This is a genomic window from Streptomyces sp. AC555_RSS877 (assembly GCF_019049245.1).
In the GTDB taxonomy this organism is placed as follows: domain Bacteria; phylum Actinomycetota; class Actinomycetes; order Streptomycetales; family Streptomycetaceae; genus Streptomyces.
Genome location: NZ_JAGMUK010000022.1, coordinates 57,655 through 81,043, shown reverse-complemented (window position 1 = coordinate 81,043; position 23,389 = coordinate 57,655). Strand labels below are relative to the sequence as shown.

The window sequence follows — 23,389 nt, the reverse complement described above, 5'->3', positions numbered from 1 at the left end:
CTCGTCGGCTTCCACGGTGCTCACCCTGCTCGCTGTGGATGTTCAAGTCCCGCTCCTTCGCTCCTCGTGGCCCATGACAGTCAGCGTTCGTGTCTGTGGACGGGACAAGCGTGGCCGGTGGGGGTGGTGAGGTGAGAGGAAACGGGCCTCGCGTCAGACTCTCGTAAGCACTGGCGGCGGGGGAGCGGGACCGCTGAGGCGTCGACTACCGGTGGGGCGAGGTCGCAGGTACCGTCCGGACTGCGGCACAGCACGGACACCCACAGGACCGGTCCGCACCGGTGACCATGGCGAGCGGCCGGTGCGGCAGCCGGAGGTGTCCTTGTTCCGTAAGGCGTCCGAACGTTCCGCAACGGCCCGGCGGCGGATGGGATGAAGACATGAAATTGCGTGTCTCTCCGCCGGAGTTCAAGGGCAGGTTGCATGACGCCCGCACGGCGACCTCGATCGGCCGCCTGCTGGGCCTGGCGTTCGCCGTCTGCTTCGCCACCGGGCTGGTCAGCCACTTCATGCAACATCCGCCGGGCTGGCTCGCCGACAGCATCCCGAGTCGCCCGTCGTGGGGGTACCGGATCACCCAGGGTCTGCATGTCGCTTCCGGCATCGCGGCAATTCCGCTGCTGCTCGCCAAGCTGTGGACGGTGTACCCACGGCTGTTCGAGTGGCCGCCGCTGCGGTCGCTCCGGCACGTTCTGGAGCGTCTGTCGATCGCGGTGCTGGTGGCCGGAGCCGTCTTCGAGCTGGCGACCGGACTGTTGAACACGGTCAAGTGGTACCCGTGGCCGTTCTCGTTCGTGCCGGTGCACTACGCGGTGGCGTGGTTGGTGACCGGGGCGCTGGTGCTGCACATCGCGGTCAAGGCCCCCGAGATCCGGGCGCATTGGAGCCGACGGTCGTCCGGGACGCTCGCCCTGCCGACCCAGGACGCACCCGATCGGCGCTCGCTGCTGGCCGCCGTGGGCGCGGCCGTCGGGGCCGTCACCCTCACCACGGTGGGCCAGTCCTTCACCCCGCTGAAGGACTTCATCCTGTTCGCGCCCCGCCACCCGGACCACGGCCCACAGGGACTGCCCGTCAACCGGACAGCCGCCGCGGCCGGGGTCGGTCGGATCGCCAACGAGGAGTACCGCCTGGTGGTGGCAGGCCCACAGCCGTACACCCTGGCGCTGGACGAGCTGCGCGCTCTGCCGCAGCACGAGGTGGAGCTGCCCATCGCGTGTGTGGAGGGCTGGAGCAAGTCCGCGCACTGGACGGGTGTGCGGGTCGCGGACCTGCTGGAGCGGGCGGGCGCACGGCCGCAAGCGCGGGTACGGGTGGTGTCGTTGCAACTGCGCGGCGGCTATCGGGTGTCGGAGATGGGCCATGAGCACGCCCGTGACCCGCTGACCCTGCTCGCCCTGCGTCTGAACGGAGCGGAACTCCACCCCGACCACGGCTACCCGGTGAGGCTCATCGCCCCGAACCGGCCCGGTGTGTTGCAGACCAAGTGGGTGGGCCGACTGGAGGTGCTGTCATGAAGGCGACGCGTGTCCTTGCCGGCCTGGTGGGCGTGGCGCTCATGGGTGTCGGCGGATCCCTGCTGATGGACGTCCGTGACCTGACGGGCGTTCTGGTGTGGTTGGGCGGGGCGGTCGTCCTGCACGACGCGGTGATCGCGCCGCTGGTGCTGCTGGCCGGAGTGGTGCTGGTGCGCGGCGGGGCGCGGGGGCCGGTTCGCGGGGCGCTGGTGGTCGCGGGCGCGCTGACGGTGGTGGCGTCGCCGGTGCTGTTGCGTCCGGGACGAACGGCCAACTCCTCGGTGCTGCCGCTGGATTATCCACGCAACTGGCTGATCGCGCTGGTGGCGGTGACCGCGGTGACAGGGTTCGTCCTGGCCGCGAAAGGCTACGCTCACCGCCGGCGGCCACCGTCCTAGGCAAAGGGTGAGCATTCGGGGCCGCCGTCGCCCGGGTGCCGTTCACGGCCAGTAGCTGGTCCCCCTGCCGTGGCGCGAGGTGAGGGGGCCAGGGGCGGAATGGTGTCCTGTTTCTCGGGGGTAAGCACGACTGCCTCACCGGGTTTGCCGGATCTGAATCGAGTTGTCCCTATCCGATGAGAGAAACGGTGGCGTGATGCTGACGTACGAGGAGGCGCTGCGCCTGCTCGCCGACAGGCCAGAGACGACCAGGGCCTATCGAGTACCGGCGGATCTCTTGGAGAGGCTCCCGCTCGATCCGGCGCCTCGAGGTGTCCGCAGCGGCCATCAAGGGGCCGTTGAAAATGGTCGACACGTAGGGTGCCTACCGTGGACGCGTCATTACGTTTCTGGATTCGTCAAGAAGGCGGTTGACGGCGGGCAGCACGATCCGGTGCAGCTCCGTGAGGTTCTCACCGGTCATAACGGCGCCCGGATCACGCCTCTGAACAGTTCGTTCCTCGCTCTGAGCGGTCATGGACTGGGCCCTACGGAGCACTGTCCGTGAGCGACCACAAGATTGCACGAACTGCCCGTTACTGACAGTCGTCAGTTCTCATGTTGATCCGAGTTCCGGGTCGTTGATCTCTGCGTGGGTGAACTGGTGGGGGATGCATGGCAGTTGTCGCCGTCGGCGCAGGAGGCCCTTCGTCTGCGGGCGGTGGCCGCGTTGGTGGCGGGCCGGACTCGCGAGGATGTCGCGGCGGTGTTCCAGGTCTCGCTCAAGACGGTGGACAACTGGTGGGCGAAGTGGCTGGACGGCGGACGCGAAGCGCTTGTAGCCCAGCCGCGTGGGCGCCGGGTCGGCGAACATCAGGTTCTCGATGCGGTCGAGCAGCGGGCGATCCGGCAGGCCGTACTGGATCACCGGCCCTGTGACCTGGGGCTGGCGGGGCAGCTGTGGACCCGTGCCGGTGTGGGGGACCTGATCGCGTAGCTGTACCGGGTGCGGCTGAGAGCCGCACCTGGGGCGCCAAGGGGTGCACCGCCATCGTGCGCCGCTCGGGCAGGAGCTTGGGACGAGAACCGATACCCTTCACGCAGAAATTGCCTTCCGCCTGGACCGACAGACCCCTCGACAAGGTTCATCGTCCCAGCTCAGAAGGCGCTTTCCGTATCCGGCCTCACCTCAACCGAAACGGCGAGGTCAGTCGCCGAGGACCCGCTCCCACTGCAGCGCGTCCCGCCAGCCCCCGTCGAGAAAGATCGAGGAGTGCGCGACGCCGTACGGGCTGAACCCGTTGCGGCGCAGCACCCGCTGCGACGGCAGATTCTCCAGATTGGTGGACGCCTCGGCGCGGTGCAACCCGAGTTCGTCCGTCATGACCCGGAGTACAAGCCCGACGGCGTGCCCGGCGTGCCCTTGATTCTGGGCGACCGTGGCGATCCAGTATCCGACGGAGCCGCGGCGCAGGTGCGGCTGCGGCAGGATGCCTCCGACGGTGACCTGCCCGATCACCTGGTCGTCAGCGAGCACTACGCCCGGCCAGACCGAGCCCGCCCGGTATCCGGCCAGCAGCCTGTCGATCCGCTCAGCCTGGCCCTCCGGGGTGAAGAAGCTGGCCGGCTGGTCCGGTTCCCACGGCCGGAAAGCCTCCAAGTCCCGCACCCGATGCGCGGCGATCGAGCCAGCGTCGGTGGGCTCTATCAGACGGATCCTGGTGCTGCTGCGCATGGGCTGATCCTTGGCGCGGTGCGTCGCATGAGACGGCCAGCCTATGCAAGGGTCCCAGCGTCGCCGCACCCTACGCCCGCCGGAGAATCGAGTCGATCGCGCAGCTCGTGTTCTCGATACCCTGCACGCAGGAAGTGCCTTCCGCTTGGACCGACAGAACCCCTCGACAAGGTTCATCGTCCCAGCTCAGAAGGCACTTTCGCATTCCCTCCCCGCTTCCGGCCTCATCACAACCGAAACGGCGAGGCTAGACACCGGACGGCCGTCACCGCGTCACCCGCGCGTGGTGATCACACGTACTCCCCGTGAAGCATGTCGGCCTCCTCGACCTCCTTGACCCGAAGTCGCCGCAGCCGCCGGGGCGCCCACCAGTTCGCCCGCCCCGCGAGCCGCATGGTCACCGGAAGCAGCACGACCCGGATGAGGGTGGCGTCGACCAGGATCGTCAGGGCGGTCCCGATGCCGAGTTCCTTGAGGAAGACGACGCCGGAGGTGGCGTACGACAGGAAGGACAGGGCGAGGATCCCGGCCGCCGCGGTGATCAGCGGGGCGCTGCGCCGGATGCCCTCGGCGACGGCCCGTACGGTCTCGCCGGTCCGCTCGTGCTCCTCCTTGATGCGGGCCAGCAGGAAGACCTCGTAGTCCATGGAGAGGCCGTAGGCCACGCAGAACATCAGCACGGGAATGCTCGGCTCGATCGCCCCTGTGGGTGTGAAGCCGAGCGGACCGGACAGGTGACCGTCCTGGAAGACCCACACCAGGCAGCCGAACATCACGGACAGGCTGAGCAGGTTCAGCACGGTCGCCTTGGCGGGCAGCAGCACACTGCCGGTCATCAGGAAGAGGATCACGTACGTCGCCCCGAGCACGAGACCGACCGCGAGCGGCAGCCGGTCCAGGAGCGTGGCGCGGAAGTCGGTGGTCTCGCCCGGGTAGCCGCCGACGAGGGCGGGGGCCGGGGCCGGGGTGTCCCGGATGCGGTCGGCGAACGCGGGGACGTCGTCGTACAGGGCCTGTTGTGTCGGTACGACGGCTACGCGCGCGTGGCCGTCCGGCGCGGTCAGCCGGTCCTGGCCGGGGGCCCCGGTGCGGCGGCCGTCTCGGTAGGTACCCTCGGGCGCGTCGACCTGGAACACGCCCGGCAGCCGGGATAGGTCGACGGCGTACGCGCGCGTGTCGGCCTCTCGCGTGAGGACGACCTGGACGGTGTCTGTGGGCTCGGCGGCGAAGTCCCGGTGCACGGTCTCGGCGACGGCACGCGAGGAGGTGCCGGCAGGCAGGGTGCGCTCGTCGGGCAGGCCGAAGCGCAGGCCGAGCAGGGGCGAGGCGGCCACGAGGAGCACCGTCAGGACGCCGGCGCCGGCGAGAAGCGGGCGGCGCATGGCCCGCAGCGCGGTGCGGTGCCAGAAGCCGGAGGCGGGCGCGGCGGTGCGTTCGACCCGGTGGCCCCAGCGGACCAGGGCGGCCGGCAGCGGCAGGACGGCACCGGCGACCGCGGTGAACACGACGAGGACACCGGCGTAGGCGAAGGAGCTGAGGAAGAAGAACGGGAACACCAGCAGGGCGCACAGCGACGCGGCGACGGTGACCCCGCTGAAGACGACCGTGCGCCCGGCCGCGGCGGTGGCCCGCACGACGGCCTCCGGCTGGGCGTGCCCGCCGGCGCGTTCCTCGCGGTAGCGGCTGATGACGAACAGGCTGTAGTCGACGCCCAGTCCGAGGCCCAGCACCAGGGCGAGGTTCGCAGCGAACGTCGAGACCTCCGTGAACTGCGCGACGGCCCGCAGTCCGGCGAGGGTGCCGAGGACAGAGAGCACGCCGACGCCGACGGTGAGCAGGGCGGCCGTGGTGCGCCGGTAGACGAGGACGAGGAGCAGCAGCACGACTGGCAGCGCGAAGACCTCCGCGCGCAGGAAGTCGGCGCGGGCCTCCTCGCCGACCTGCCGGGAGATCTCCTCCTGACCGCCCACACGGACATCGAGTCGATCGGTGGTGCGGGTCAACCGAGGTGAGAGATCGGCGAGTTGCGCGCGGGTCGTGGTGGCGTCGCCTTCCAGGCGGGCGAGGACGAGGGCGCGGTGTCCGTCCTCGGCGCGCAGGGCCGGGCTGCGGGCGTCCCAGTAGGAGGTGACGTCCGTGACGTTCGGCAACCGCTCGACCTCCGCGGCCAGTTCGCGGGCGGCGCGCTCGGTGGCCGGGCTGTCCACGTCGTTGTCGCGGGCCGTGACGAGCAGGGCGAGATTCGGGTTGCCGGTGCGGAAGTCCTCGCGCAGGACGTCGGCGGCGCGCACCGACTCCGTGCCGGGGGAGTTCCAGCGCGCGAGGTCGAGGTCCTGCTGGGCGCCCGCGCCGTACGCGCCAAGGCCCAGGAGGACGAGCAGCGTGCCGAGCAGGACGGCACGACTGTGCCGCACGGCCAGTCGGCCAAGCCGGGTGAGCATGAGGGCGGCCCTTCTCCAGGGGATCGGTGTGCCGCCCCACCGTCCCCTCCGTGGCTGGAATCCTCGCTGGAAGATCCACTGGAATCCGGTGTCCGGGCTAGTCTCACCCCATGGGGGCAACGGAGAACGCGGAGACGACGACCCGCCTGCGCTGCGAACTGCTGGGCCCGCTGCGGGTGTTGCGCGAGGGCACGGAGATCCCGCTGGGCCCGCCGAAACAACGGGCGGTCCTGGCCGTGCTGTTGCTCCAGGAGGGACGGCCGATCTCGTACGACGCTCTCGTCGAGTCCGTGTGGCGCGGCGACCCGCCGGTGCATGTGCGCAACCTCGTGCAGAAGTACGTCTCCGGGCTGCGCCGCGCACTGGGCGACGGGGCGGAGCTGGCCTGGACCGGGGCGGGATACCGGCTCACCGGCGTCCGGCCCGACGATCTGCGCGAGCGGCGCCTGCTGGTGGACGAGGCGCTCGCGGCGCGGGACGCCGGAGATCTGGAGCGGGCGGACAAACTCGCAGGGCGTGCCGAGGAGTTGTGGCGCGGAGACTTCGCCGAGGGTCTGCAAGCCCCCTCGCTCGCGGCGGAGCGGCTGCGCTGGACGGAGAAGCGGCTCACGGTCCTGGAGGCCCGTCTCGCCGGGGCGATCGAAGGCGGCCGCTCCTTCGAGTACGTCCACGAACTCGTCCGGCTCGTCGCGGTGCACCCTCTGCGCGAACGCCTCGTCGAACTTCTGATGCTGGCCCTGTGCCGCACCGGCCGCCCGACGGACGCGCTCACCGCCTACGAGGCCGCACGCCGCTGCCTGGCCGAGGCCCTCGGCGCGGACCCAGGACCGGCACTGCGGTCCCTGCACGCACGGATCCTGCGCCAGGACCCGGCGTTGCTGCCGATGCCGGTGGGCTGAAGCACGTAGCAGAAGGGCCGTGAACAGGCAGCCTGAGCTGGGTCGTTGGCGTCGGTGGTCATACGGCGAGGACGCGGTTGTGCATGCGGGCGACGGCCTGGACGGCGAGGATCCTCTAGTTCTTCATCCGGCCGATGACGCGCTCGACGCGGGCACGGACCTTGCAGTACGCAGCGCTGTCCTCCTCCCCGCTCCTGAACAGCCGACATCCGAGGCGTTGCGGTGCGGGACCGCATCCAAGGCAGGGCCTCCTGGTAGCTCGGGGGTGCGATCCCATTCCGAGTGGTTCCCGGAGGCCCTGTTGTCGTTGTTGTACGTGCCCGGGCACGTTGACTTCAACTCGCCCGCCCGAGTGTGCGATTGTCTCGCGCACGTGTACGGCAGTGCGGCAGATCATCCCGATCGGGTGCGCCGGTATCCGTCGGACATGACGGACGCGGAGCGGGCGCCGTGTGGCCGTTGTTGCCGGTGCCGGCCTGGCTTCAGGGGCGGGGTGGACGGCCTGCGCCAGCCCTCCGGCGTCGCCAACAGGACGATCCCCTTCGGAATGCCCCAGACGGGCCGCTTCTTCTTCGCCTTCTTGCGTCTCACCATGCCGCTATCCAAGGTCATGACCGCTGGAACCAGGGCTGCACGAACGCCTGGAGGGTGTGGGAGGAGATCGTGCCGCTCGGCTATCAGGGCAGTTACCAGCGGGTTCGCACCTATTTCCGAGAGAAGCGGCTCTCGCCACGCCCCGTCACGGCTCGGCCACCCTCACCCCGGGTCGTCGCCGGATGGATCCTCCGTCAGCCGGAGAGCCTCACCGAGACGGAGCATCTTCGGCTCAAGGCCGTTCTGGTCCATTGCCCTGAACTGGACGCCCTCACCGGCCACGTCCGTTCCTTCGGTCAGATGCTCACCGAGCGCCAGGGCGAACGGCTGTCGCAGTGGCTTGATGCCGTTCGGCGAGACAACCTCCCCGGCCTCCACACGCTCGCCGCAGGCATCGACCGCGACCGGGACGCCGTCATCGCCGGCCTCACCCTGCCCTGGAGCTCCGGCGGGGTCGAAGGACACGTCAACCGGATCAAGATGCTCAAACGTCAGATGTTCGGCCGAGCCGGCTTCGGTCTCCTCCGCAAGCGTGTCCTGCTCTACACGTAGGGCAACGCTTGCGTGCCTGGCGCGGCTGCTGGCAGACGAGACGAGCCTCAGGTCGCTATGTGTCGGGTGAGCTCGCGTGACTTCTGCCGCAGTGCGGCTGTCCACTCCTTAGCATGGGGATCCGAAGCCGTCTTGAGATAGCGGCTCTCGGCGCGCTCGGCCGCCTGCCAGTTCACCTCGATGTTCGCTTTCTCAGCCAAGGCCAGCACCGTGGCAACGAACCCTTCGGACAGGGTGGCCATGATGGCGTGCCTGGTTTTGCTATGCCAGGCGAGCAGGGCGTCGACGAACGCCGCGAATGCGATGGGGTCGATCTGACACTCGTCAGCTTCCATGGGGCCGATGCCGGATGGCAGACCCACTTCAGCTTGATAGAGGGCGACCTGCCTCATGAACAGCCGGGACGCCCCGTTGGACGGGTTCCACAGGGTCTGGTCGCCCAATTCGTAGTACTGGCTCACGTAGCCTCTCTCTGCTGGTCATAGGAGGTCGACGCTACGGTCAGTCAGCCCTCCACGGAAAGTGAGCCAGAACCCAATCTCGTGAACAAAGCCATTGCTCAGCATGCCGGGGGTGAAACTGGCCGGTCGGCCGTCCTCACGGCCGATCGCCCAGTGAGCGGAAGCGTTTGGGAAACCAGGAAGGCGAAGGCCCGTCCTGCGGGTGCTGCGTAACCTCTCGGGCGCTCAGCGGCAGAGCGAATCGAGCTCGGGCCGCCTTCGTTGCCCCTCGGGCGTGAAAATGAAGGCTTCATCGAAGGGCGCGTCTCCGAAGCGGACAGCAAGCAGAACAGGTTCCTCAAGCTCGGGCCATGCGGACTCGAGGGCCGGGGTGCTGCCATTCCACAGATGGAAGAACACCATGGGCTCATCGGGGTCCTCGCCCAGGTAGCCGAGCGTCTTGCTGTACAGCGGGCTGGTCCCTCCGAACAGGATGGACGGGGGGCCGAATTCGGAGATGACATCTGCCCACGAGCGGTCCGCCTGCGCCCACGGGCGCACCCTGGCCCGCAGAGCGTGATGCTCGCCAGCTGGCAGAAGGTGATCGGGCCTGAGCCAGCCGCGGCGGTGCGCGAACTCGGCGTAGACCGAGGCGACACAATGCTGGTCGTAGCCTCCCGGCATCAACTCCTGGAACAGGCCTGCCACACCGGTGCTGGTCCAGGCCCCTCGGCTCGCCCAGGCGCGCTGCTCTTCAGCCAATGCCTCGGGCTGGCATTCCACGAACAGGAGGTGATCCATCAGCATCCGCAGAGCCGCGTCATGTTGCGAGAACATGCCGGGACGGCGCAGGGCAGAGTTCAACTGGTCGATGAGATAGGCGTGTATCTCATCGACACTCGCAAGTGATCTAGTGGAGGACACCTCCAAAGTGTGCCCCACGCCCGCGCACTCGGTGCCGCAGCAGCAGGCAGAGGTTAAAACTCAAGCTGACCACAGTCGGGTGGCGAGGCGGCGACACCACCCGATCGGCGCAGTGTGGCTACCGGGCAACAGGGCACTGGGAGGTGCAGCGCCCGCGTGTTCTTGCTGCTGCGCCCGGGCTGCGAAGGGAGTGTGCCGGCTATCCCAGAGTCGGCTGCGGCACACGTCCTTTGTCCGCTCGGTACGAACTGTCGTAGCCGTGGCGGACCACGACCAAAGACTTCAGGCGCTACGCGATCGGTGCCCAGACGTCTTCTTCGCAGCGGACTTCTTAGCCGGTTTCTTCGCCGCCTTCGCCGAGGTCTTCTTCGGCATCTCGCGGACGTCTGCACCCTCACCCCGCGAGGCCTTGGCCTTGTTCACGGACTCCGTCAGAGCGGCCATCAGGTCGAGGACCTTGCCCGGCTTCTCAGGCTCCGGCGCTTCTGGAAGGGGCTTTTCCTCCCGCTTCGCTTCGATGATCTTCGCCATGGCTTCGGTGTAGGTGTCCTCGAAATCCGGGCCCTGCAGGTCCTCGCGGCTCATCGACTCCATCAGAGCAAGCGCGCCTTCGATCTCCTCCTCGGAGACCTCCGTCGGTGGCGGCAGCAGTTCAGCGGGGTCACGGATCTCGTCCGGCCAGCGCATCGCGTGTAGGACGATCACGTCGTCGCGCACCCGCAGCAAACCCAGCCGCTCCCGCCCGCTCCACGCGTACTTCGCCACGGCCACCTTCGACGACCGCCCCAACGCCTGCACCAACAGCTTGTACGGCTTCGCCGCCACCTGCCCGCCCGGCGCCAGGTAGTAGCCCTCACCGATCTGGATCGGGTCGATGCTGTCCAACGGCACGAACGCCTCAATCTCGATGGCCTTCGCCGTCGGCAACGGCAGCTCCCGCAGCTCCGCATCCGAGATCGGCACGACTTGGTCCTTGGCGTACTCGTAGCCCTTGCCGATCTCCGACTGAGCGACCTCCCGGTCCTCCAGCTCGCGCACCTTCCGCACCCGCACCCGCCCCATGTCCTCCAGGTGGTACTGGTGGAAGCTGATGCTGTGATCCTCGGTGGCGGACTGGACGTTAACGGGAACGGTCACGAGACCGAACGAGATAGCGCCTGACCATATGGTTCGGGGCACGGCAGACCTCCGCGACAGCCCCGAGCGCTTTCAGACTATGAGCCCTGCCAGTCCGCCGCATCCGGACGGAGCCAAGCTATCCACAGGCCGGCGCGCGCTCGGCTACCGCGCCATACGGTGCTGCCCACGATCACAAGGACGGGGGTGTGCGATGGCGCAGGATGTGAGATTGGCGCTCACGGTGGAAGACGACCTACGCTCGCTCCTCACCCAGCTCGCCGACGGACATCTGGACGCCAAGCCCGTCTCCCTGGCCGTCAACAATGTCCGCAACCACGGCCCGCAGCTCTTGGACGAGATCGCCGTGTGAGTCCGTCCCTTCCTGCGGCGGTGCAGCGGAGCGACGGAACCGGCATCGACGTCTGAGAATCCCGGTCGGCGCAGCGGCGTGTATCTCATCGGACCCGGATCCGCCGTGGACGGCACGTCATACGTCATCAGTTGGGCCCTCTCCATACTCGAACTCCCGGGCTGGCTCGCGGAACGGCTCACCGTTCTCCCGGCGTGCACGGGCGCGAAGCACGTGCTCAACACTGCGGTTGGATCTCCCCACCCATGACGGCCGGTATGGGCCTGTCGCGGATATTGCGTACACCTCACCTGCGTAAAACGCGGGTCGCCCGGGGTGGCCTGCGGTCGCGGTAGATGGAACAGGGCGCCACCGTTGTCGGTGCCGGATGGCACCATCCGGCCATGAGTAGCGAATCTTTCAACTGGCAGGAGTTCCTGGGGCGGTGGCAGGAGGAGTGGGTTCCGCGCGCGGACGCAGACGAGGACGAGGACGGCGAGCAGACCCTCGTCCGCCCGGGCAGACCCGGGGCGGACGAGGCGGCGATCGCCGCGGCCGAGGAGCGGCTGGGGCGGCGGCTGCCGCCTTCGTACCGGCAGTTCCTGGCCGTGAGTGACGGGTGGCATGTGGACCAGACCGCCGGGGTCTACCAGCTCGGCGGCGCCGCGGAAATCGGCTGGTTCCAGGATCCGTACGACATGACCCCGCTGTACGAGGAGAACCTGGGCGACAACCCGCGCGAGGAGGACGTCCTGCTGGCCGGGATGTGGCAACGGGCGCTACGGCTGGAGACGGACTCCGACATGTCGTACGCCCTGCTCGACCCGGGTGACAGTGACCAGGACGGTGAGTGGGCGCTCTATGTCTACAAGGGCTGGAGCGGTGACTGCCGGACCGTTACCCGTCGTTCCGCGCGTACATGGAGGCCATGTACCGCAACTTCCACTCCGACCGGGTGGGACGGCCCGACTTCGTGAACGCGACCACGCGCGCCCAGGATGCCCATGTGGAGGAGGCCCGTCTACTGGTCCTGCGCGGACGGTATGAGGAGGCCCTGCCCCTGCTCGATGAGGCGCTGTCCTTCGGACGGCCACGGAGCGCCGTCCTCCTGAACCAGCTCCAGCATCTGCTGGCTCCGTGCAGTTCCCGGGATTACGGCAACCTGGTGGCCGACCCGCGCTACCTGCCCGAGATTCTGCCCGTGCATGCCATGGCGCCGGCACGCGTCGAATGGCGGCTGGGCGGGGACGATCACTGGTTCGGGATGATGTCCGCCCGCGGGGTCACCCGGAAGACCGCCGAGGCCGTACTGAGCGCGATGCGGGACGGCACCCATCGCTACGCGCCTGCCGGTCCATGGGGAAGGGCCGTCGCCGAGGCCCGGGAGTCGGCCCGCTGGGGGGCGGCCGACGCCGCGTGGCGGGTGCTGCGGGACGCGCTCCCGCTGTGGGAGGCGCCGGGGCCCTTGCTGATCGCCCCGATCGGCCTGCTCGCCGATCCGGTCCTGGGCCCGCTGATCACGCCGGAGCGTGGGCGGGAAATCCTCGCGACACCGCGGGCCGGGGAGACGGGACCCGCTCCCGAGCCGGTGCCCGATCTCGACCCGCCGGGCCTCGCCTGGCTGACTGAGCCCGCGGCTAACGGCCAGCCGCTCGACGGATACCGCTGTGTTTGGGTCGAGGGGATCGACCCCGCCCGCCTGCCCGCCCTGATCGGCGAGGAAGGCGCCGAACTGAGCGCACCCGCGGATTTGCGCATGGTGTCCTGGCGGGCACCCAAGCCCCACGAGCAGGAGGGCGTGGAACTCTGGGAGGACCGAGCCGTGGTCGCCGTCGGCCGCACCGCCGAAGCGTGGGCCTTCGCCTTCGACGGCTACTCCCAGCGCCACCTGACCAAGCTGTTCCTGTCCCTCGCTCCGGCCGCCTCCTCGTCCGGCCGCGCGGTGGTGGTGTGGCGCGAGCCGAGGAGCTCGTCTCCGGGTGACCACCCGGCCGCCTTCCACCTTTCGGTGGCCGAACACAGCGAGGTGCTCTACGCGTTCACCGTGCGGGGTACGGAGATCCAGCGCTCCGGCGCAATACCCGAGGCGCTGGACCCCGCACGGCTGTTTCGCCCGCAGGACACCGAACTGGACAACGAGCGGCGTGCGCTGGAGGCCCTGCACACCGAGCTCGGGCTCTCGCTTCCCCGCTTCGCGCTGACCCAAGGCAGGCTCCGCACCTTCACCACCCGGTCCTGGACCCGGGCGCCACGCGAGGGCGAGGGCTTCGCCTACGCCAGGATCGTGCGGCACCGGTCCTGAACGCGGGCGGGCCCGCACCCCCGCGGAAGGCGGAAACAGCGGGTTCGAGGGACCTGGAGGGTGCTCGGGCGAGAACCCGCTGGGGTGTGGTGGTCCTGGCGGGGGCACCGCGCGGGTTCACGTCCGCCATCTGGGACGAGAGGGGCGAAGGCCGGGACCCGGCCTCGGCGTTGTAACCCATCCCAACGCCCCTCCAGGTCGGAGGCGCATGGCGCGTGGGGTCGTCTCGGGTGGTTCGGACCGCGGGGAGCCCTGTCAGCCTCGCTCCCACAGCGGCAACCGGAACATGGCGTAGGTGAACTTGCCGCTGATGCGCCCTGCGGTGTCGAAGTGGAACACGTCCACGCCGTGCCACTGCATGCGGCCGCCGTAGCGCGCACGGGCGAACAGGCGCAGTGGCAACGGCACATGACGGCCGGACTCTCCGCTCATGTCGAGCCGGCAGGCCCAGCGGATCGTGGCGAGCCGGTTCGGCTCGTCGACGATCTTGTCGTACACGGCGAAGTGCATGGCGCCGTAGCGCCCGGCGAAGTGCGGCTCGAACTCTTTGCGGATCGCCGCGATGCCACGTCGCTCCGGGAGGTGGCCGGGCAGGTACACGGCGTCGTCGGCGAAGAAGGACATGACCTTGTCGAGATCGGGGCTCGGCTCGTTGAAGGCGGCAACGAAGTCGTCAATGGTCTGACTGAGGTTGGTCGAGGTGGCGGAGATGGTCTTTCACTCCCGGAGCGCGATGGGGTTGTCGGATGCCGGGACATTAACAGAACACCCGTATCTTAACAAGAGATGGGTGTTCTGTTAGATCTGGACTAGGATGAACGGTCATGTCAGCGCCATTCCAACGGGCTCGACGCCCTGATCAGAAGGACCAGCGCCGTGAGGCCATCCTCACCGCCGCTCGGGAGCTCGCCGAGCGTTCCGGCGTGGCCAGGGTCAGCCTGCAGGACATCGCCACCGCGGTCGGACTCGCCAAGTCCAACGTGTTGCGCTACTTCGGCACGCGTGAGGAGATCTACCTACATCTGCTGATGAGCGCGGGTTCTGAGTGGGCGAGCGTGGTCAGTGCCCGGTTGCAGGAAGTGAGTGGGACCGAGGCAACAGCCGGCGTTCTCGCGGATGCCTTCGTGGACCGGCCGCTCTACTGTGATTTGACCACGCACGCGGAGACGATGCTCGAGCACAATGTGTCCGTGGAGGTGCTGGAGGTCTTCAAGAGGTGGGCCATCGACACCTACTGGGCGATCGGCCAGCGCATCTCCGCCGCCTGCCCGGAACTGACCCCCGCCGATGGCGCCGCACTCGTGATGACAGCCAGCGCTTTCGTCGCGAAGCTGTTTCCCATCACCCGTCCGCCTGAGGCGCTGCGTGAACTGTACGCGCGCGAGCCGGAGATCGCGGGGGCGTTCCCGCCGTTCCGCCCCACACTGAAACGCATGGTGGCGGCCACTGCAGCCGGCCTGCCTCTGGTGCGACAGTAGACGACTGAAGGGTGTCAGCAGGCGGGGGTTGAGATCCGGTTGCGGCTGTGAGGTCCGCGAGCCGGGACCGGGCCGACCGCGACGGCAGCTGGCGCAAGAGGGTCCTGCCCCTACTTCGAACAGGGCCCAGCACGCCAACCTGATGGGTGAGAGCCTGGAAGTTGGGACGGCAGTGTGGTGAAGCATCGAGTAGACGTGAAGTTTCCCCAAGGCCGGGTAGTTAGCGTTTTCGCAGGTCACGCAAGGGAATCGTCATCTGGCTGACAGCTGTGCAGCGGCCCGTGCGGACTCTCTTGATCATTCCTCTCTCGGTCCAGCGAGCGAGTTGTCGGTAGGGGGCGACGAGCGTGACGTCGCCGAGCAGTTCGGCGATCTCCCTTGAGGGTCACAGCCGTTCGGGCTCTGCCTGCAGGATGGCCAGGACACGGACCATGCGGCTGCTCGTCTTGCCGGGGCCGGCGTACTCCGGGACGGTCGTCGTGGGCAACGAGGGCTGCGGTGCTGGGGGTGGCAGGACAGTGATCGTCGTCGAGATCACATCCCGGCTGCCGTCGGGGCGGTCGTCCAGTTTCCTTTCCGCGTAACGGGAGATGGGTGACTTCACCTTGCGGGTACTGACGCGGGATCGCCGTGCCGGCGAGAGTGCCGGCGGGACTCGGCGGCCGATCTCGCCGATGCCCTGCTTGAAGACTCCTTCCGCACATACCAGCAGGTCGCGGGCGGCTTGGAGAGCGATGGTGAAGCCGCAGCGGTCGGGATCGGTGCCCGGCTGGGACTCCGCGGCCTGGACCATGGTGCGGCGCAGAAGCTGGTAGAGGGTGAGCAGGGCCCACATCTCCTGCTCGATGCCGACCGGGTCGTGTGAGCGCAAGACGCGTCCCTGCAGGATGGTGGTGGCGCAAGGCGTAATAGGCGCTCTCGTGCTCCCCCCGGGCCTGGGCCGCTGCGAGTTCCTTCTTGATCCGCTCACAGCGGGCCCCGTTGACGTCGTTCCAGACGGACCGCATCTGCCGAAGCATCCGTAACCGGTCCTCACGGCCGAGGCGGAGCAGGTCCTGCGCCGCTTCACCCGCGGCGGCCCCAAGCACCCCACCTACCAGGCCCTCGAAGAACTGGGGCGCGCAGTTCGTACGGTCTTCGCCTGCGACTACCTCGCCAGTCCCGGCCTGCGCCGGGAGATCCACGGCGGCCTCCAGGTCGTGGAGAACTGGAACAGTGCGAACACCGTGCTCCACTACGGCAAGGACGGCGCCCTGACCGGCCCGGACAAGGAGCACGCCGAGACGTCGATGCTCGCCCTGCACCTGCTCCAGTCCGCGCTCGTGCACGTCAACACCCTCTTGGTGCAGCAGGTCCTGGCCGAAGCGGCTTGGTCGAAGAAGCTGAGCGACGAGGACCGGCGCGGACTGACCGCGCTGTTCTGGTCCAACGTCAATCCGTACGGCACCTTCCGCCTGGACATGAGCAAGCGCCTCGACCTGGGGCCGGCGGCTGCCGTGCCCCGCTCCCGCACAGTGGCGGACACCGCCGAGCGATCGAGTACGAAGACGCGATGAGCTGTCGCGGGACCGCCGGCGGCCCGCCTGGGCCGGAATATCGGAGCGTGCGGCAAGCGTCCACGGACGCGCTCACGCCCCTGGGAGCTACGGCGCTCTCAGGTCCGGCGGTCCGCTACGGGAGGGGGCGCTCCGTCATCTGCTCGATCGCGGTTGCCTGGGACCAGACTGCTTGCCACTGGCCGTCTGCGTTCTCATAGGTGTCGGTGTGCCAGTAGCTCGCGCGGGGTACCCGGCGGTGCTTGAAGATCACCTCCAGCGTGGCCTGGTAGCGGATGACGGCGGCGTTCCCGTGAATGCGGACGTCGATGGGGCCGGGTTCCCATTCCATGTAGTCGATGTCTCCGGTTGCGATCGCCTGGAGGTATGCGTCTTTGGACAGCACATGGCCTACGGGGGTGACGAGCTGGAAGTCGGGTGCGTGCAGCTCGGAAGCGGTACGGATGTCGCCTGCGACGAGCGCTCGGAGCCTGGCCCGCTCGACGTCGCGGATCTGCTCGGCGATCGCACCACCGGCCGGGACGGTTGCTGTCTGCGTCATGGGGTTTCACTCCTGATGGGTTGAGAGGCCAGGCGCCGGGTTTGGAACCCGGATGACCAGCCAAATTGGACTCATTGACGCTGGGAGTCCATTGCGTCATGGTTACAGCATGACAGACGACCGAACGGGACACATCCTCGATGCCGCGCTGACCGCCTTCTGTCAGTACGGCTACGGCAAGACCACCATGCAGGACGTGGCCCGTGCCGCTGGGATGTCCCGTGCTGCTCTGTACCTGCATTTCCCCAGCAAGGAAGATCTCTTCCGGGCAGGGTCCCGGCGGGCGCACTCCCGGGCACTCGACGAGGTAGATGCAGCTCTCGCCCAGCAGGGCGACGTGCTGTCCCGAGTCGATGCCGCGATGGCCGCCTACTTCGGAGGACTGTTGGCGCAGATCTCGTCGAGCGTGCACGGCGGGGAAGTCCTTGATGCGAGTCTCGACGTCGCCGGGGACATCGTCAGCGAGGCCCATGCGGCTCTGGTCGTCCGGCTCGCCGGCGCGCTGCAGACCGCGGCGGCAACGGGAGAAGTGCAGTTCTCGACCTCCGGCGCGACCGCCGAGGACATCGCGCTTCTCCTCCTCGCGGTCGCGGACGGGCTGAAGAAGACGAGTGCGGACCCGCAGTTGCGGCTGCAGCGGAAGGCGTTGTTCCTGCGCTTGGTGCACGCGGGAATCGCACCCCTGCGCCAGCCACCTGCAGAAGGCAACGCCCCGAGATGAAGTCCCTGCACTGCCTGCATCCGTAACCGAGACCCCAGGAGCCCGCCATGGCGACCCAGTGTGACCCGACCGTCTCCGCCGGGTGGGCGAGATGATTGCGAGGACGACGACGGGCCGGGTCCGGGGGCTCGTTACTGGTGGCATCGCGGCGTTCAAGGGAGTGCCCTACGCAGCAGCTCCTGAGGGGATGCTGCGCTTGCGTCCCCCGGCGCCGGCCGCGCCGTGGGGTGGGGTCCGCGACTGTGTCGGGTTCGGCGCGGCTCCGCCGCAACTGGCACCGGCACCCACCGCTCCGCCAGCGTGGCGGCCCGGCGTCGGGCTGGACTGCCTGACGCTGAACGTATGGAGCCCGGACATCGGCGGGGCGGGCCTGCCGGTCATGGTGTGGATCTATGGCGGCCTGTGGAAGCACGGTTCCTCGAGCATGCCGCAGTACGACGCCGCCGCCCTGGCCGGCTCCGGGACCGTGGTGGTGACCTTCAACTACCGTGTCGGTTTCGAGGGCTTCGGGCACCTGCCCGGGGTCGCGGACAACCGAGGGCTGCGCGATCAGATCGCCGCCCTGGAGTGGGTACAGGACAACATCGCCGCGTTCGGCGGCGACCCCGCTAACGTGACCGTCTTCGGCCAGTCCGCCGGTGCCGCCTCCACCGCCCTGCTCATGGCCGCGCCCGCCGCGCGCGGCCTGTTCCGTCGCGCGATCACCCAGAGCATCCCCTCCGGGATCCGCACCGGGGCCGAGGCCGAGGCCGTCACCGAGACGATCGCGGCAGCCCTCGGCGTCGCGCCGTCCTGGGACGCGTTCGCCGCACTGCCGCCCGAGACGATCCTCGCCGTCCAGGACGCGCCGCTGCGCGACCGGCAGGGGTTCACCGCGTTCGCCCCCGTCATCGACGGCGACCTTGTGACCGGACCACCCTGGACGGCGCTCCGGACCGGCGCAGGCCGGGACGTGGACCTGGTCTGCGGGTTCACCCACGAGGAATACAGGGGCCAGGGACCGCAGCCCCCGCCCGGAGTCGACCTGGCGATCGTCGCCGAAGCGGTCGGGCTGGAAAAGGAGTCAGCTGCCGCCTACCGGCAGAGCCACCCCGGCGTCAGTGACGCCGACCTGTTCACAGTGATGCTGTCCGACGCGCTCGTCCGTATGCCCACCACCTGGGTCGCCGAGGCCCATGCCCGCGCGGGCGGACGGACCTGGCTCTACGACTTCACCTGGCGCGGCCCTACCCTGGGCGCCGCCCACGGCATCGACATCCCGTTCGTCTTCGGCAACTCCACGACCCGCCCGGCCGCCGGGTTCCTCGGCTCCCCGCCGCCCCCCGACTTCGCCGGCCTGTCAGAGCGCATCCGTACGGCCTGGACGTCCTTCGCCGCCACTGGCGACCCCGGCTGGCCGCGCTTCGCACCCGAACACCCCAGCCCCACCACCCGGATTTGGGACACACTCCCCACCGACGCCCCCTACCCACTCGAAGACTCCCGGCGTATCTGGGAGCACATCGCATCCAGGTAGCCGTTCGTGCCGCTTGCGCAGCGGAGTCGGCGGGGCCTGACAGGGCACTGTGAATGTTGACGGATTCGAGATCGGCCAGGGACGGGCAAAGGTGGGACTGTTACGTTTTGTTACTCACCGTCCCTGTTCCACATATTTCTTAAAGTGCTCCAGATCGTTGCCGACCACGCGTTCGACCGTGTTCGCCTGGGCGAAGCCTCTCGGGCCGCCGAAGGTGTCCCTTACGGCATCCGGGTCGTACTCGAGCCGTGCCTGGACCCGGGTGTGGTTCCTGTCGATCGGGAGCAGGGAGAAGGAGCCCGTCAGCTCGGGGGTGCCTCTGGTGTGCCACTCCAGCACGCGATTCTCCGCGTGGTCGTGGTAGTCGGCATCGAGTTCGCGGGTGTGGTCGCCGGCCTCGATGGAAAGATGCGCGCGGCCCTTCGCGTCCGCACGCGCGTCGCGTACTCCGTCCACAAAGCGTGAGTAGTTCTCCACGTGGTGCAGGCTGTCCCATGCCTTGTCGATCGGGACTCCGACGTCGACATGCTTCTCGAGGGTGCTCATGGCCCACCTCCATGTTCGGTTCACGTCGTATGGCCTTGCTCTTTCCAGTGTGCGCCTGCAAGCCCTAGGCGTGTTATGAAAGTGCTGGTCACAGCCACTCGTTGATGGCTGCGACCAGCACGGTCGCTTCTTAGCGGACGGCGAGTCTGTCGTACCGGGTGGCGATCGCCCGGTGTTCGGGGCACGGCAGACCTCCGCGACAGCCCCGAGCGCTTTCAGACTATGAGCCCTGCCAATCCGCCGCATCCGGACGGAGCCACGTTATCCACAGGCCGGCGCGCGCTCGGCTACCGCGCCATACGGTGCTGCCCACGATCACAAGGACGGGGGTGCGCGATGGCGCAGGATGTGGGATTGGCGCTCACGGTGGAAGACGTGCTCGATGGGCTTTCCGAAGACGGACGCCAGGAGGTCATGGAGACGATCGCGGCCGCCCTGGCCCGTCCGGAGTCAGCTCCCGGACCGGACGGGGACGCAGGAAGCCTGTGATCGCCTCGGGGGAGTCGGCGATGATCGTGCGTCGGCCGGGCGGGGTGAGCGTGCAGGCCATAGCGGCGAGCATCCGGTTGTTCGCGCACCCCGCCGCGCTGCGCAGTCCGAAGTACGCGAGCGCGCGCAACTGGACCAGCTCCACAAGGCCCCGGGCGTCACGCTTCCAGTACGGCAGAACTGTCCGACTCGATCATCTGCACGCGGGGTGTGATGCCTCAAGCAGACGACGCAGCCGCTCGAAGAGGTCGGCGTCATGATCAGCCGGGAGGTCGAAACGCAGATGAAGGATGCAACGACCGCTCATGAGATCACCCTGCGCTTCCCTGGTTACGGTGGCCTAGCCGTTTCAGGTCCGCCGAGCGGGCGCCGGCGGGCTGGAGGTCGGCGTACGGGTGGAGCCGGGCTCCGGCGGTGCCTTCGGCGAGCGTGCGCTGCGGTGCGGTCGGCTGGGCCGGGGTGGGGGAGGGAGCGGTGCGGCCGAGCAGGTCGAGTGCGGCCTGGGGGCCGTGGTCGCGGCGCGCCTGGGCCACGGCGTCCAGGTCCCAGACCATATCGCCGACCACCGTGCGGCGCGGGCCGCGCGCGCGGTGACGGTGCCGCGCACCAGGAGCAGGCCGCAGTGGAACACGGTGTGTGCGACCTGCTCGTGGGAGTCCTCGAAGAGCGCGATGTCGACCAGACCGGAGCCGTCTTCCAGCGTTACGAAGATGACCCGCTTCCCGGACGGGATGGGTGGGGTCTGGGTGGAGGCGCGCACCCCGGCAACGAGGACCTTCTGGCCGGGGACCATGCCGCGCAGGTGTGCGGCATCCGTAGCGCCGAGCTCAGTGAGCAGCCTGAAGTGGTGCTCCATCAGGTGGTGGGTGACGTCGATCTGGAGTGCCTCCAGTTCTGCGCCGAGATTTGTCCCGGCTGGTCATCTCGGGCAGGCCGCTAGGCTCGGCGCTCACCAGCTCGCCGCCCAGCGGCAGTTGTCCGCCAGTGGCGGAGCGGGCGCGGAACTGCCGGTGCAGTTCAGTAGCCTGCAGCAGCAGATCCCGTCGCGTGAGGTCGCCGGCGAGCGGGCCGAGTGCGCCGATGCGGATCAGGCGCTGGGCAAGGGGCAGGGAGGGCCGGGCGCGCTGCCACAGGTCCTGCAAGGTCGGTATAGGGCTGGCCGGCCACGAGGCGGGTGGTCTCGGCTTCGCTGATGCCCTTGACGGTGGAGAAGGCGAGCCGCACGCCCCAGCCCTGCTCGGTCTGCTCGACGCTGTGTGCCGCGCGGGAGTGGTCGACGTCGACGGGCAGGATGGGCACGCCGTGGCGGCGGGCATCGGCCACCAGCACCCTTCGCGGCCACATCCCGGGGTCGTGCTCCAGGAGCCCGGCGTACAAAAACGCCGGGAACCGCGCTTTCAGGACCGCGGACTGCAGAGCGGGAACCGCGAAAGCAACAGCGTGCGCCCGGCAGAATCCGTACGCGCCGAAGGACGAGACGATCTCCCACACCTCGTCCAGCACCCTCTGGCTGTAGCCGCGTTCTGCGGCCGCGAGGCGAAACCAGGCTTACGAGTTCTTCGCCTGGCTGAGTGCCGAGACGTTCCTCAACACCAACGGCCAGTACCTGCGCTACGAGCCCAAGGAAGCCCTCGCGCTCGTTATGCGCGCCAAACACAAGGGCGCCCGCGTTCAGGAGATCGCCGCGCAGATGCGCGCCTGGTCCACCGGCTGAGGTCCGGCATGGCCTGCTGCAGCGGCCGGGCCGATTTCCACACCGCACTCGCCAAAGAGCCGTTCGACGCGCTGAAGGTGCCCGGCCTGACCGCGTCGGGGGAGTACACCGCCGGACAGCGCCTCGGTGAGGCCACCGGACACCGCACTGACCGCCGGCTGCCTGTCGCTGAGGCCTGCGCTTTGGAGAGGATTGGTTGGAGGCGATCGCGACGCTGTTGCGTTCTTCGCGCTCGGTCAGGACCTGGAAGAGGCCAAATCAAGCCGGGGAAGCTGGCTTGTCGGTGCTCGGACCTAGTATGCGGAGCATGACGCGGTATGCCGACAAGGATCTGCGCGGTGCGGAGTTCCGCGAGTGCGATCTGACCGGGCACGCCTGATCGGCGTCGTCATGCAGGATGCCGTGATCGACGGGCTCATCACCAACCTCGTGGTGAACGGTGTCGAGGTCACCGAGTACATCGAGGCAGAGCTCGACCGGCGTCATCGGGTGCGGGTGCTGATCCGCTCCGAGGACCCTGCCGATCTGCGCGAGGCATCGCGTCAGCTCCATGCCGGCTGGGCCGCCACGATCGAGCGAATCCGCCGTACGCCCGGCATCGAGCGCCGCAGCGTGAACGACGAGTGGTCGGCGGTGCAGACGATGCGCCACCTGGTCTTCGTCCACGACTCGTGGTTCCGCCGCTGCTGCCTGGGCTCGACGGAGCTGTTCACACCGATGGGCATCGGGACTACCGTCGAGCCCTACCGTGGAGCGCACGGGCTTGACCTCTCGCTCGATCCGGCCCTCGACGAGATCGTGAGCGTGCGTGACGCACAGGCCGCCGAGCTCGAGGCCTGGCTCGACGAGGTCACCGCTGTGCAGCTCGCAGCGCGAGCGCCGGTGCCCGACGACGATGTCTGGCCGCCGTACGCCCGGGGCCGCTTGGTGCGGCAGTGCCTCGGCACGGTGCTCAACGAGACCTTCGAGCACCACGGCTTCTGCGTCCGCGACCTCGACCTGATCGAGGCACAAGACGCTGAGTAGGGCCGGCTACGGACTCAGCATCTTGCGGATGCGGGCATCGCCGACCGTCTGCGCGGTGCCGAGCTGCTGGACGCGGTACTTCTCGAGCATCCGGCGGGCCTGACCTAGGTGCTGGCGGGGCGGGCGGCCGTCGGGAGCACGGCGAGCTGGTGGAGGTGCGCCGGCTCCTCGCGTACGGCCGCGAGTTCCACGGAGACCGCCCCTACAAGCTCGAACCTCTCGCCCAAGCCAGCGGACTGACCCCCTCCGGCATCCGCACCGCCTACAGCAGGAGTGAAATCGACACCGTCGCCAACTGCATCGGCCGTACGCCCGACAGCCGCCGGACGCGCCCGCCAGCTACACCGGAGGCCTCATGACCAATGAGCCCGGCGCCCTTTCACAGAGCTGCACCGGCCTGCCCTCGTGGCCTGCGCTGACCGCGGTCATCGAGGGCACCACCTATCCCGCCGCGCCTGGCCCCGCCCACACCCTTGCTTCAGCGCTCCACCTCGCCTGCTGCGCCGGATGCGGCGCCCCCTACACCCGCCCGTGGAGTCGCACCTCACCATCC

The 23,389-nt window shown here is 68.7% G+C and carries 21 protein-coding genes and 5 pseudogenes; 15 read left to right on the top strand and 11 right to left on the bottom strand.

Annotated elements, in window-relative coordinates; translation table 11 throughout:
• Positions 1–380 precede the first annotated feature (380 nt).
• The 3 genes from KUM49_RS09750 to KUM49_RS09740 all read left to right on the top strand — a co-directional run bounded on the left by KUM49_RS09750 (position 381) and on the right by KUM49_RS09740 (position 2,891).
• On the top strand, positions 381–1,517 hold the full coding sequence (locus KUM49_RS09750) for a molybdopterin-dependent oxidoreductase (RefSeq protein ID WP_217236333.1): 1,137 nt from the start codon (positions 381–383) through the stop codon (positions 1,515–1,517).
• Positions 1,514–1,915 carry a hypothetical protein gene (locus KUM49_RS09745; RefSeq protein ID WP_217236332.1) on the top strand — a complete coding sequence of 134 codons (402 nt, stop codon included), beginning with the start codon at positions 1,514–1,516 and terminating at the stop codon, positions 1,913–1,915. The genes KUM49_RS09750 and KUM49_RS09745 overlap by 4 nt, the downstream gene beginning before the upstream one ends.
• Positions 1,916–2,546: 631 nt before the next feature.
• Positions 2,547–2,891 carry a helix-turn-helix domain-containing protein gene (locus tag KUM49_RS09740; RefSeq protein WP_217236331.1) on the top strand — a complete coding sequence of 115 codons (345 nt, stop codon included), beginning with the start codon at positions 2,547–2,549 and terminating at the stop codon, positions 2,889–2,891.
• 210 nt (positions 2,892–3,101) lie between these two features.
• Here the strand turns inward: KUM49_RS09740 and KUM49_RS09735 are convergent, their stop codons facing one another.
• The gene (locus tag KUM49_RS09735; protein ID WP_099933851.1) at positions 3,102–3,629 is read right to left on the bottom strand and encodes a GNAT family N-acetyltransferase; all 528 of its coding nucleotides are present in this window, start codon (positions 3,627–3,629) and stop codon (positions 3,102–3,104) included.
• Between the two features lie 290 nt (positions 3,630–3,919).
• Positions 3,920–6,070 carry an MMPL family transporter gene (locus tag KUM49_RS09730; protein ID WP_217236330.1) on the bottom strand — a complete coding sequence of 717 codons (2,151 nt, stop codon included), beginning with the start codon at positions 6,068–6,070 and terminating at the stop codon, positions 3,920–3,922.
• A gap of 110 nt (positions 6,071–6,180) precedes the next feature.
• On the opposite strand from KUM49_RS09730, the gene KUM49_RS09725 reads away from it, so the two are divergent.
• Positions 6,181–6,969, top strand: a complete 789-nt coding sequence (locus tag KUM49_RS09725) for a BTAD domain-containing putative transcriptional regulator (protein WP_217236329.1) — start codon at positions 6,181–6,183, stop codon at positions 6,967–6,969.
• Between the two features lie 393 nt (positions 6,970–7,362).
• On the opposite strand, the gene KUM49_RS09720 is transcribed toward KUM49_RS09725, so the two are convergent.
• On the bottom strand, positions 7,363–7,563 hold the full coding sequence (locus tag KUM49_RS09720; RefSeq protein ID WP_217236411.1) for a hypothetical protein: 201 nt from the start codon (positions 7,561–7,563) through the stop codon (positions 7,363–7,365).
• An 18-nt stretch (positions 7,564–7,581) separates the two neighbouring features.
• Between KUM49_RS09720 and KUM49_RS50175 the strand changes: the two are divergent.
• Positions 7,582–8,115: pseudogene (locus tag KUM49_RS50175) on the top strand (transposase); the annotation flags it as partial.
• 47 nt (positions 8,116–8,162) lie between these two features.
• On the opposite strand, the gene KUM49_RS09710 reads toward KUM49_RS50175, so the two are convergent.
• The 3 genes from KUM49_RS09710 to KUM49_RS09700 form a co-directional block, all read right to left on the bottom strand.
• Positions 8,163–8,576: a DUF6086 family protein gene (locus tag KUM49_RS09710; protein ID WP_308406586.1), complete on the bottom strand. Its 414-nt coding sequence runs from the start codon at positions 8,574–8,576 to the stop codon at positions 8,163–8,165.
• Positions 8,577–8,801: 225 nt separating this feature from the next.
• Entirely contained in the window at positions 8,802–9,479 is a 678-nt protein-coding gene (locus tag KUM49_RS09705) for a hypothetical protein (protein WP_308406585.1), read from the bottom strand.
• 282 nt (positions 9,480–9,761) lie between these two features.
• Positions 9,762–10,658, bottom strand: a complete 897-nt coding sequence (locus KUM49_RS09700; RefSeq protein WP_217236328.1) for a Ku protein — start codon at positions 10,656–10,658, stop codon at positions 9,762–9,764.
• Positions 10,659–10,809: 151 nt separating this feature from the next.
• Between KUM49_RS09700 and KUM49_RS09695 the strand changes: the two genes are divergently transcribed.
• Together KUM49_RS09695 and KUM49_RS09690 are read left to right on the top strand one after the other, a co-directional pair.
• A complete protein-coding gene (locus KUM49_RS09695) occupies positions 10,810–10,968 on the top strand; it encodes a hypothetical protein (RefSeq protein WP_217236327.1) in 159 nt (52 codons plus the stop codon).
• Between the two features lie 383 nt (positions 10,969–11,351).
• Positions 11,352–13,249: pseudogene (locus KUM49_RS09690) on the top strand (SMI1/KNR4 family protein).
• A 255-nt stretch (positions 13,250–13,504) separates the two neighbouring features.
• Here the strand turns inward: KUM49_RS09690 and KUM49_RS09685 are convergent.
• Positions 13,505–13,927, bottom strand: a complete 423-nt coding sequence (locus KUM49_RS09685) for a nuclear transport factor 2 family protein (protein WP_308406592.1) — start codon at positions 13,925–13,927, stop codon at positions 13,505–13,507.
• 146 nt (positions 13,928–14,073) lie between these two features.
• On the opposite strand from KUM49_RS09685, the gene KUM49_RS09680 reads away from it, so the two are divergent.
• A complete protein-coding gene (locus tag KUM49_RS09680) occupies positions 14,074–14,727 on the top strand; it encodes a TetR/AcrR family transcriptional regulator (RefSeq protein WP_217236326.1) in 654 nt (217 codons plus the stop codon).
• Between the two features lie 385 nt (positions 14,728–15,112).
• Here KUM49_RS09680 and KUM49_RS09675 read toward each other — a convergent pair whose 3' ends face one another.
• A complete protein-coding gene (locus KUM49_RS09675) occupies positions 15,113–15,598 on the bottom strand; it encodes a hypothetical protein (RefSeq protein ID WP_217236325.1) in 486 nt (161 codons plus the stop codon).
• Positions 15,599–15,776: 178 nt separating this feature from the next.
• Here KUM49_RS09675 and KUM49_RS09670 point away from each other — a divergent pair.
• Positions 15,777–16,283, top strand: a pseudogene (locus KUM49_RS09670) (Tn3 family transposase); the annotation flags it as partial.
• Positions 16,284–16,398: 115 nt separating this feature from the next.
• Here the strand turns inward: KUM49_RS09670 and KUM49_RS09665 are convergent.
• Positions 16,399–16,824, bottom strand: a complete 426-nt coding sequence (locus KUM49_RS09665; protein WP_217236324.1) for a nuclear transport factor 2 family protein — start codon at positions 16,822–16,824, stop codon at positions 16,399–16,401.
• A gap of 109 nt (positions 16,825–16,933) precedes the next feature.
• Between KUM49_RS09665 and KUM49_RS09660 the strand changes: the two genes are divergently transcribed.
• Together KUM49_RS09660 and KUM49_RS09655 are read left to right on the top strand one after the other, a co-directional pair.
• Positions 16,934–17,545, top strand: a complete 612-nt coding sequence (locus KUM49_RS09660) for a TetR/AcrR family transcriptional regulator (RefSeq protein WP_217236323.1) — start codon at positions 16,934–16,936, stop codon at positions 17,543–17,545.
• A gap of 91 nt (positions 17,546–17,636) precedes the next feature.
• The gene (locus KUM49_RS09655) at positions 17,637–19,061 is read left to right on the top strand and encodes a carboxylesterase/lipase family protein (RefSeq protein WP_217236322.1); all 1,425 of its coding nucleotides are present in this window, start codon (positions 17,637–17,639) and stop codon (positions 19,059–19,061) included.
• A gap of 114 nt (positions 19,062–19,175) precedes the next feature.
• Here KUM49_RS09655 and KUM49_RS09650 read toward each other — a convergent pair whose 3' ends face one another.
• Positions 19,176–19,607 (bottom strand): SRPBCC family protein, encoded by a 432-nt coding sequence (locus tag KUM49_RS09650; RefSeq protein WP_217236321.1) that lies wholly within the window; start codon positions 19,605–19,607, stop codon positions 19,176–19,178.
• 336 nt (positions 19,608–19,943) lie between these two features.
• Between KUM49_RS09650 and KUM49_RS09645 the strand changes: the two genes are divergently transcribed.
• On the top strand, positions 19,944–20,096 hold the full coding sequence (locus KUM49_RS09645) for a hypothetical protein (RefSeq protein WP_217236320.1): 153 nt from the start codon (positions 19,944–19,946) through the stop codon (positions 20,094–20,096).
• A 311-nt stretch (positions 20,097–20,407) separates the two neighbouring features.
• Here KUM49_RS09645 and KUM49_RS09640 read toward each other — a convergent pair.
• Positions 20,408–21,641 (bottom strand): annotated as a pseudogene (locus KUM49_RS09640) (DNA polymerase III subunit alpha); the annotation flags it as partial.
• 523 nt (positions 21,642–22,164) lie between these two features.
• On the opposite strand from KUM49_RS09640, the gene KUM49_RS09635 reads away from it, so the two are divergent.
• From KUM49_RS09635 to KUM49_RS09625, 3 genes and pseudogenes are all read left to right on the top strand, one after another.
• A complete protein-coding gene (locus tag KUM49_RS09635; RefSeq protein ID WP_308406584.1) occupies positions 22,165–22,836 on the top strand; it encodes a DinB family protein in 672 nt (223 codons plus the stop codon).
• 149 nt (positions 22,837–22,985) lie between these two features.
• A complete protein-coding gene (locus KUM49_RS09630; RefSeq protein ID WP_217236319.1) occupies positions 22,986–23,195 on the top strand; it encodes a hypothetical protein in 210 nt (69 codons plus the stop codon).
• Positions 23,192–23,389, top strand: a pseudogene (locus KUM49_RS09625) (hypothetical protein); the annotation flags it as partial. The gene KUM49_RS09630 and the pseudogene KUM49_RS09625, both read left to right, overlap by 4 nt.

What these genes read in the sequence shown, in the direction of transcription:
- KUM49_RS09695 (WP_217236327.1), top strand. Translation starts at nt 10,810, where the DNA reads ATGGCGCAGGATGTGAGATTGGCGCTCACGGTGGAAGACGACCTACGC.
- KUM49_RS09645 (WP_217236320.1), top strand. Translation starts at nt 19,944, where the DNA reads ATGGCGCAGGATGTGGGATTGGCGCTCACGGTGGAAGACGTGCTCGAT.
- KUM49_RS09750 (WP_217236333.1), top strand. Translation starts at nt 381, where the DNA reads ATGAAATTGCGTGTCTCTCCGCCGGAGTTCAAGGGCAGGTTGCATGAC.
- KUM49_RS09650 (WP_217236321.1), bottom strand. Translation starts at nt 19,607, where the DNA reads ATGAGCACCCTCGAGAAGCATGTCGACGTCGGAGTCCCGATCGACAAG.
- KUM49_RS09735 (WP_099933851.1), bottom strand. Translation starts at nt 3,629, where the DNA reads ATGCGCAGCAGCACCAGGATCCGTCTGATAGAGCCCACCGACGCTGGC.
- KUM49_RS09720 (WP_217236411.1), bottom strand. Translation starts at nt 7,563, where the DNA reads ATGGTGAGACGCAAGAAGGCGAAGAAGAAGCGGCCCGTCTGGGGCATT.
- KUM49_RS09680 (WP_217236326.1), top strand. Translation starts at nt 14,074, where the DNA reads ATGTCAGCGCCATTCCAACGGGCTCGACGCCCTGATCAGAAGGACCAG.
- KUM49_RS09745 (WP_217236332.1), top strand. Translation starts at nt 1,514, where the DNA reads ATGAAGGCGACGCGTGTCCTTGCCGGCCTGGTGGGCGTGGCGCTCATG.
- KUM49_RS09660 (WP_217236323.1), top strand. Translation starts at nt 16,934, where the DNA reads ATGACAGACGACCGAACGGGACACATCCTCGATGCCGCGCTGACCGCC.
- KUM49_RS09665 (WP_217236324.1), bottom strand. Translation starts at nt 16,824, where the DNA reads ATGACGCAGACAGCAACCGTCCCGGCCGGTGGTGCGATCGCCGAGCAG.
- KUM49_RS09725 (WP_217236329.1), top strand. Translation starts at nt 6,181, where the DNA reads ATGGGGGCAACGGAGAACGCGGAGACGACGACCCGCCTGCGCTGCGAA.
- KUM49_RS09655 (WP_217236322.1), top strand. Translation starts at nt 17,637, where the DNA reads ATGATTGCGAGGACGACGACGGGCCGGGTCCGGGGGCTCGTTACTGGT.
- KUM49_RS09730 (WP_217236330.1), bottom strand. Translation starts at nt 6,070, where the DNA reads ATGCTCACCCGGCTTGGCCGACTGGCCGTGCGGCACAGTCGTGCCGTC.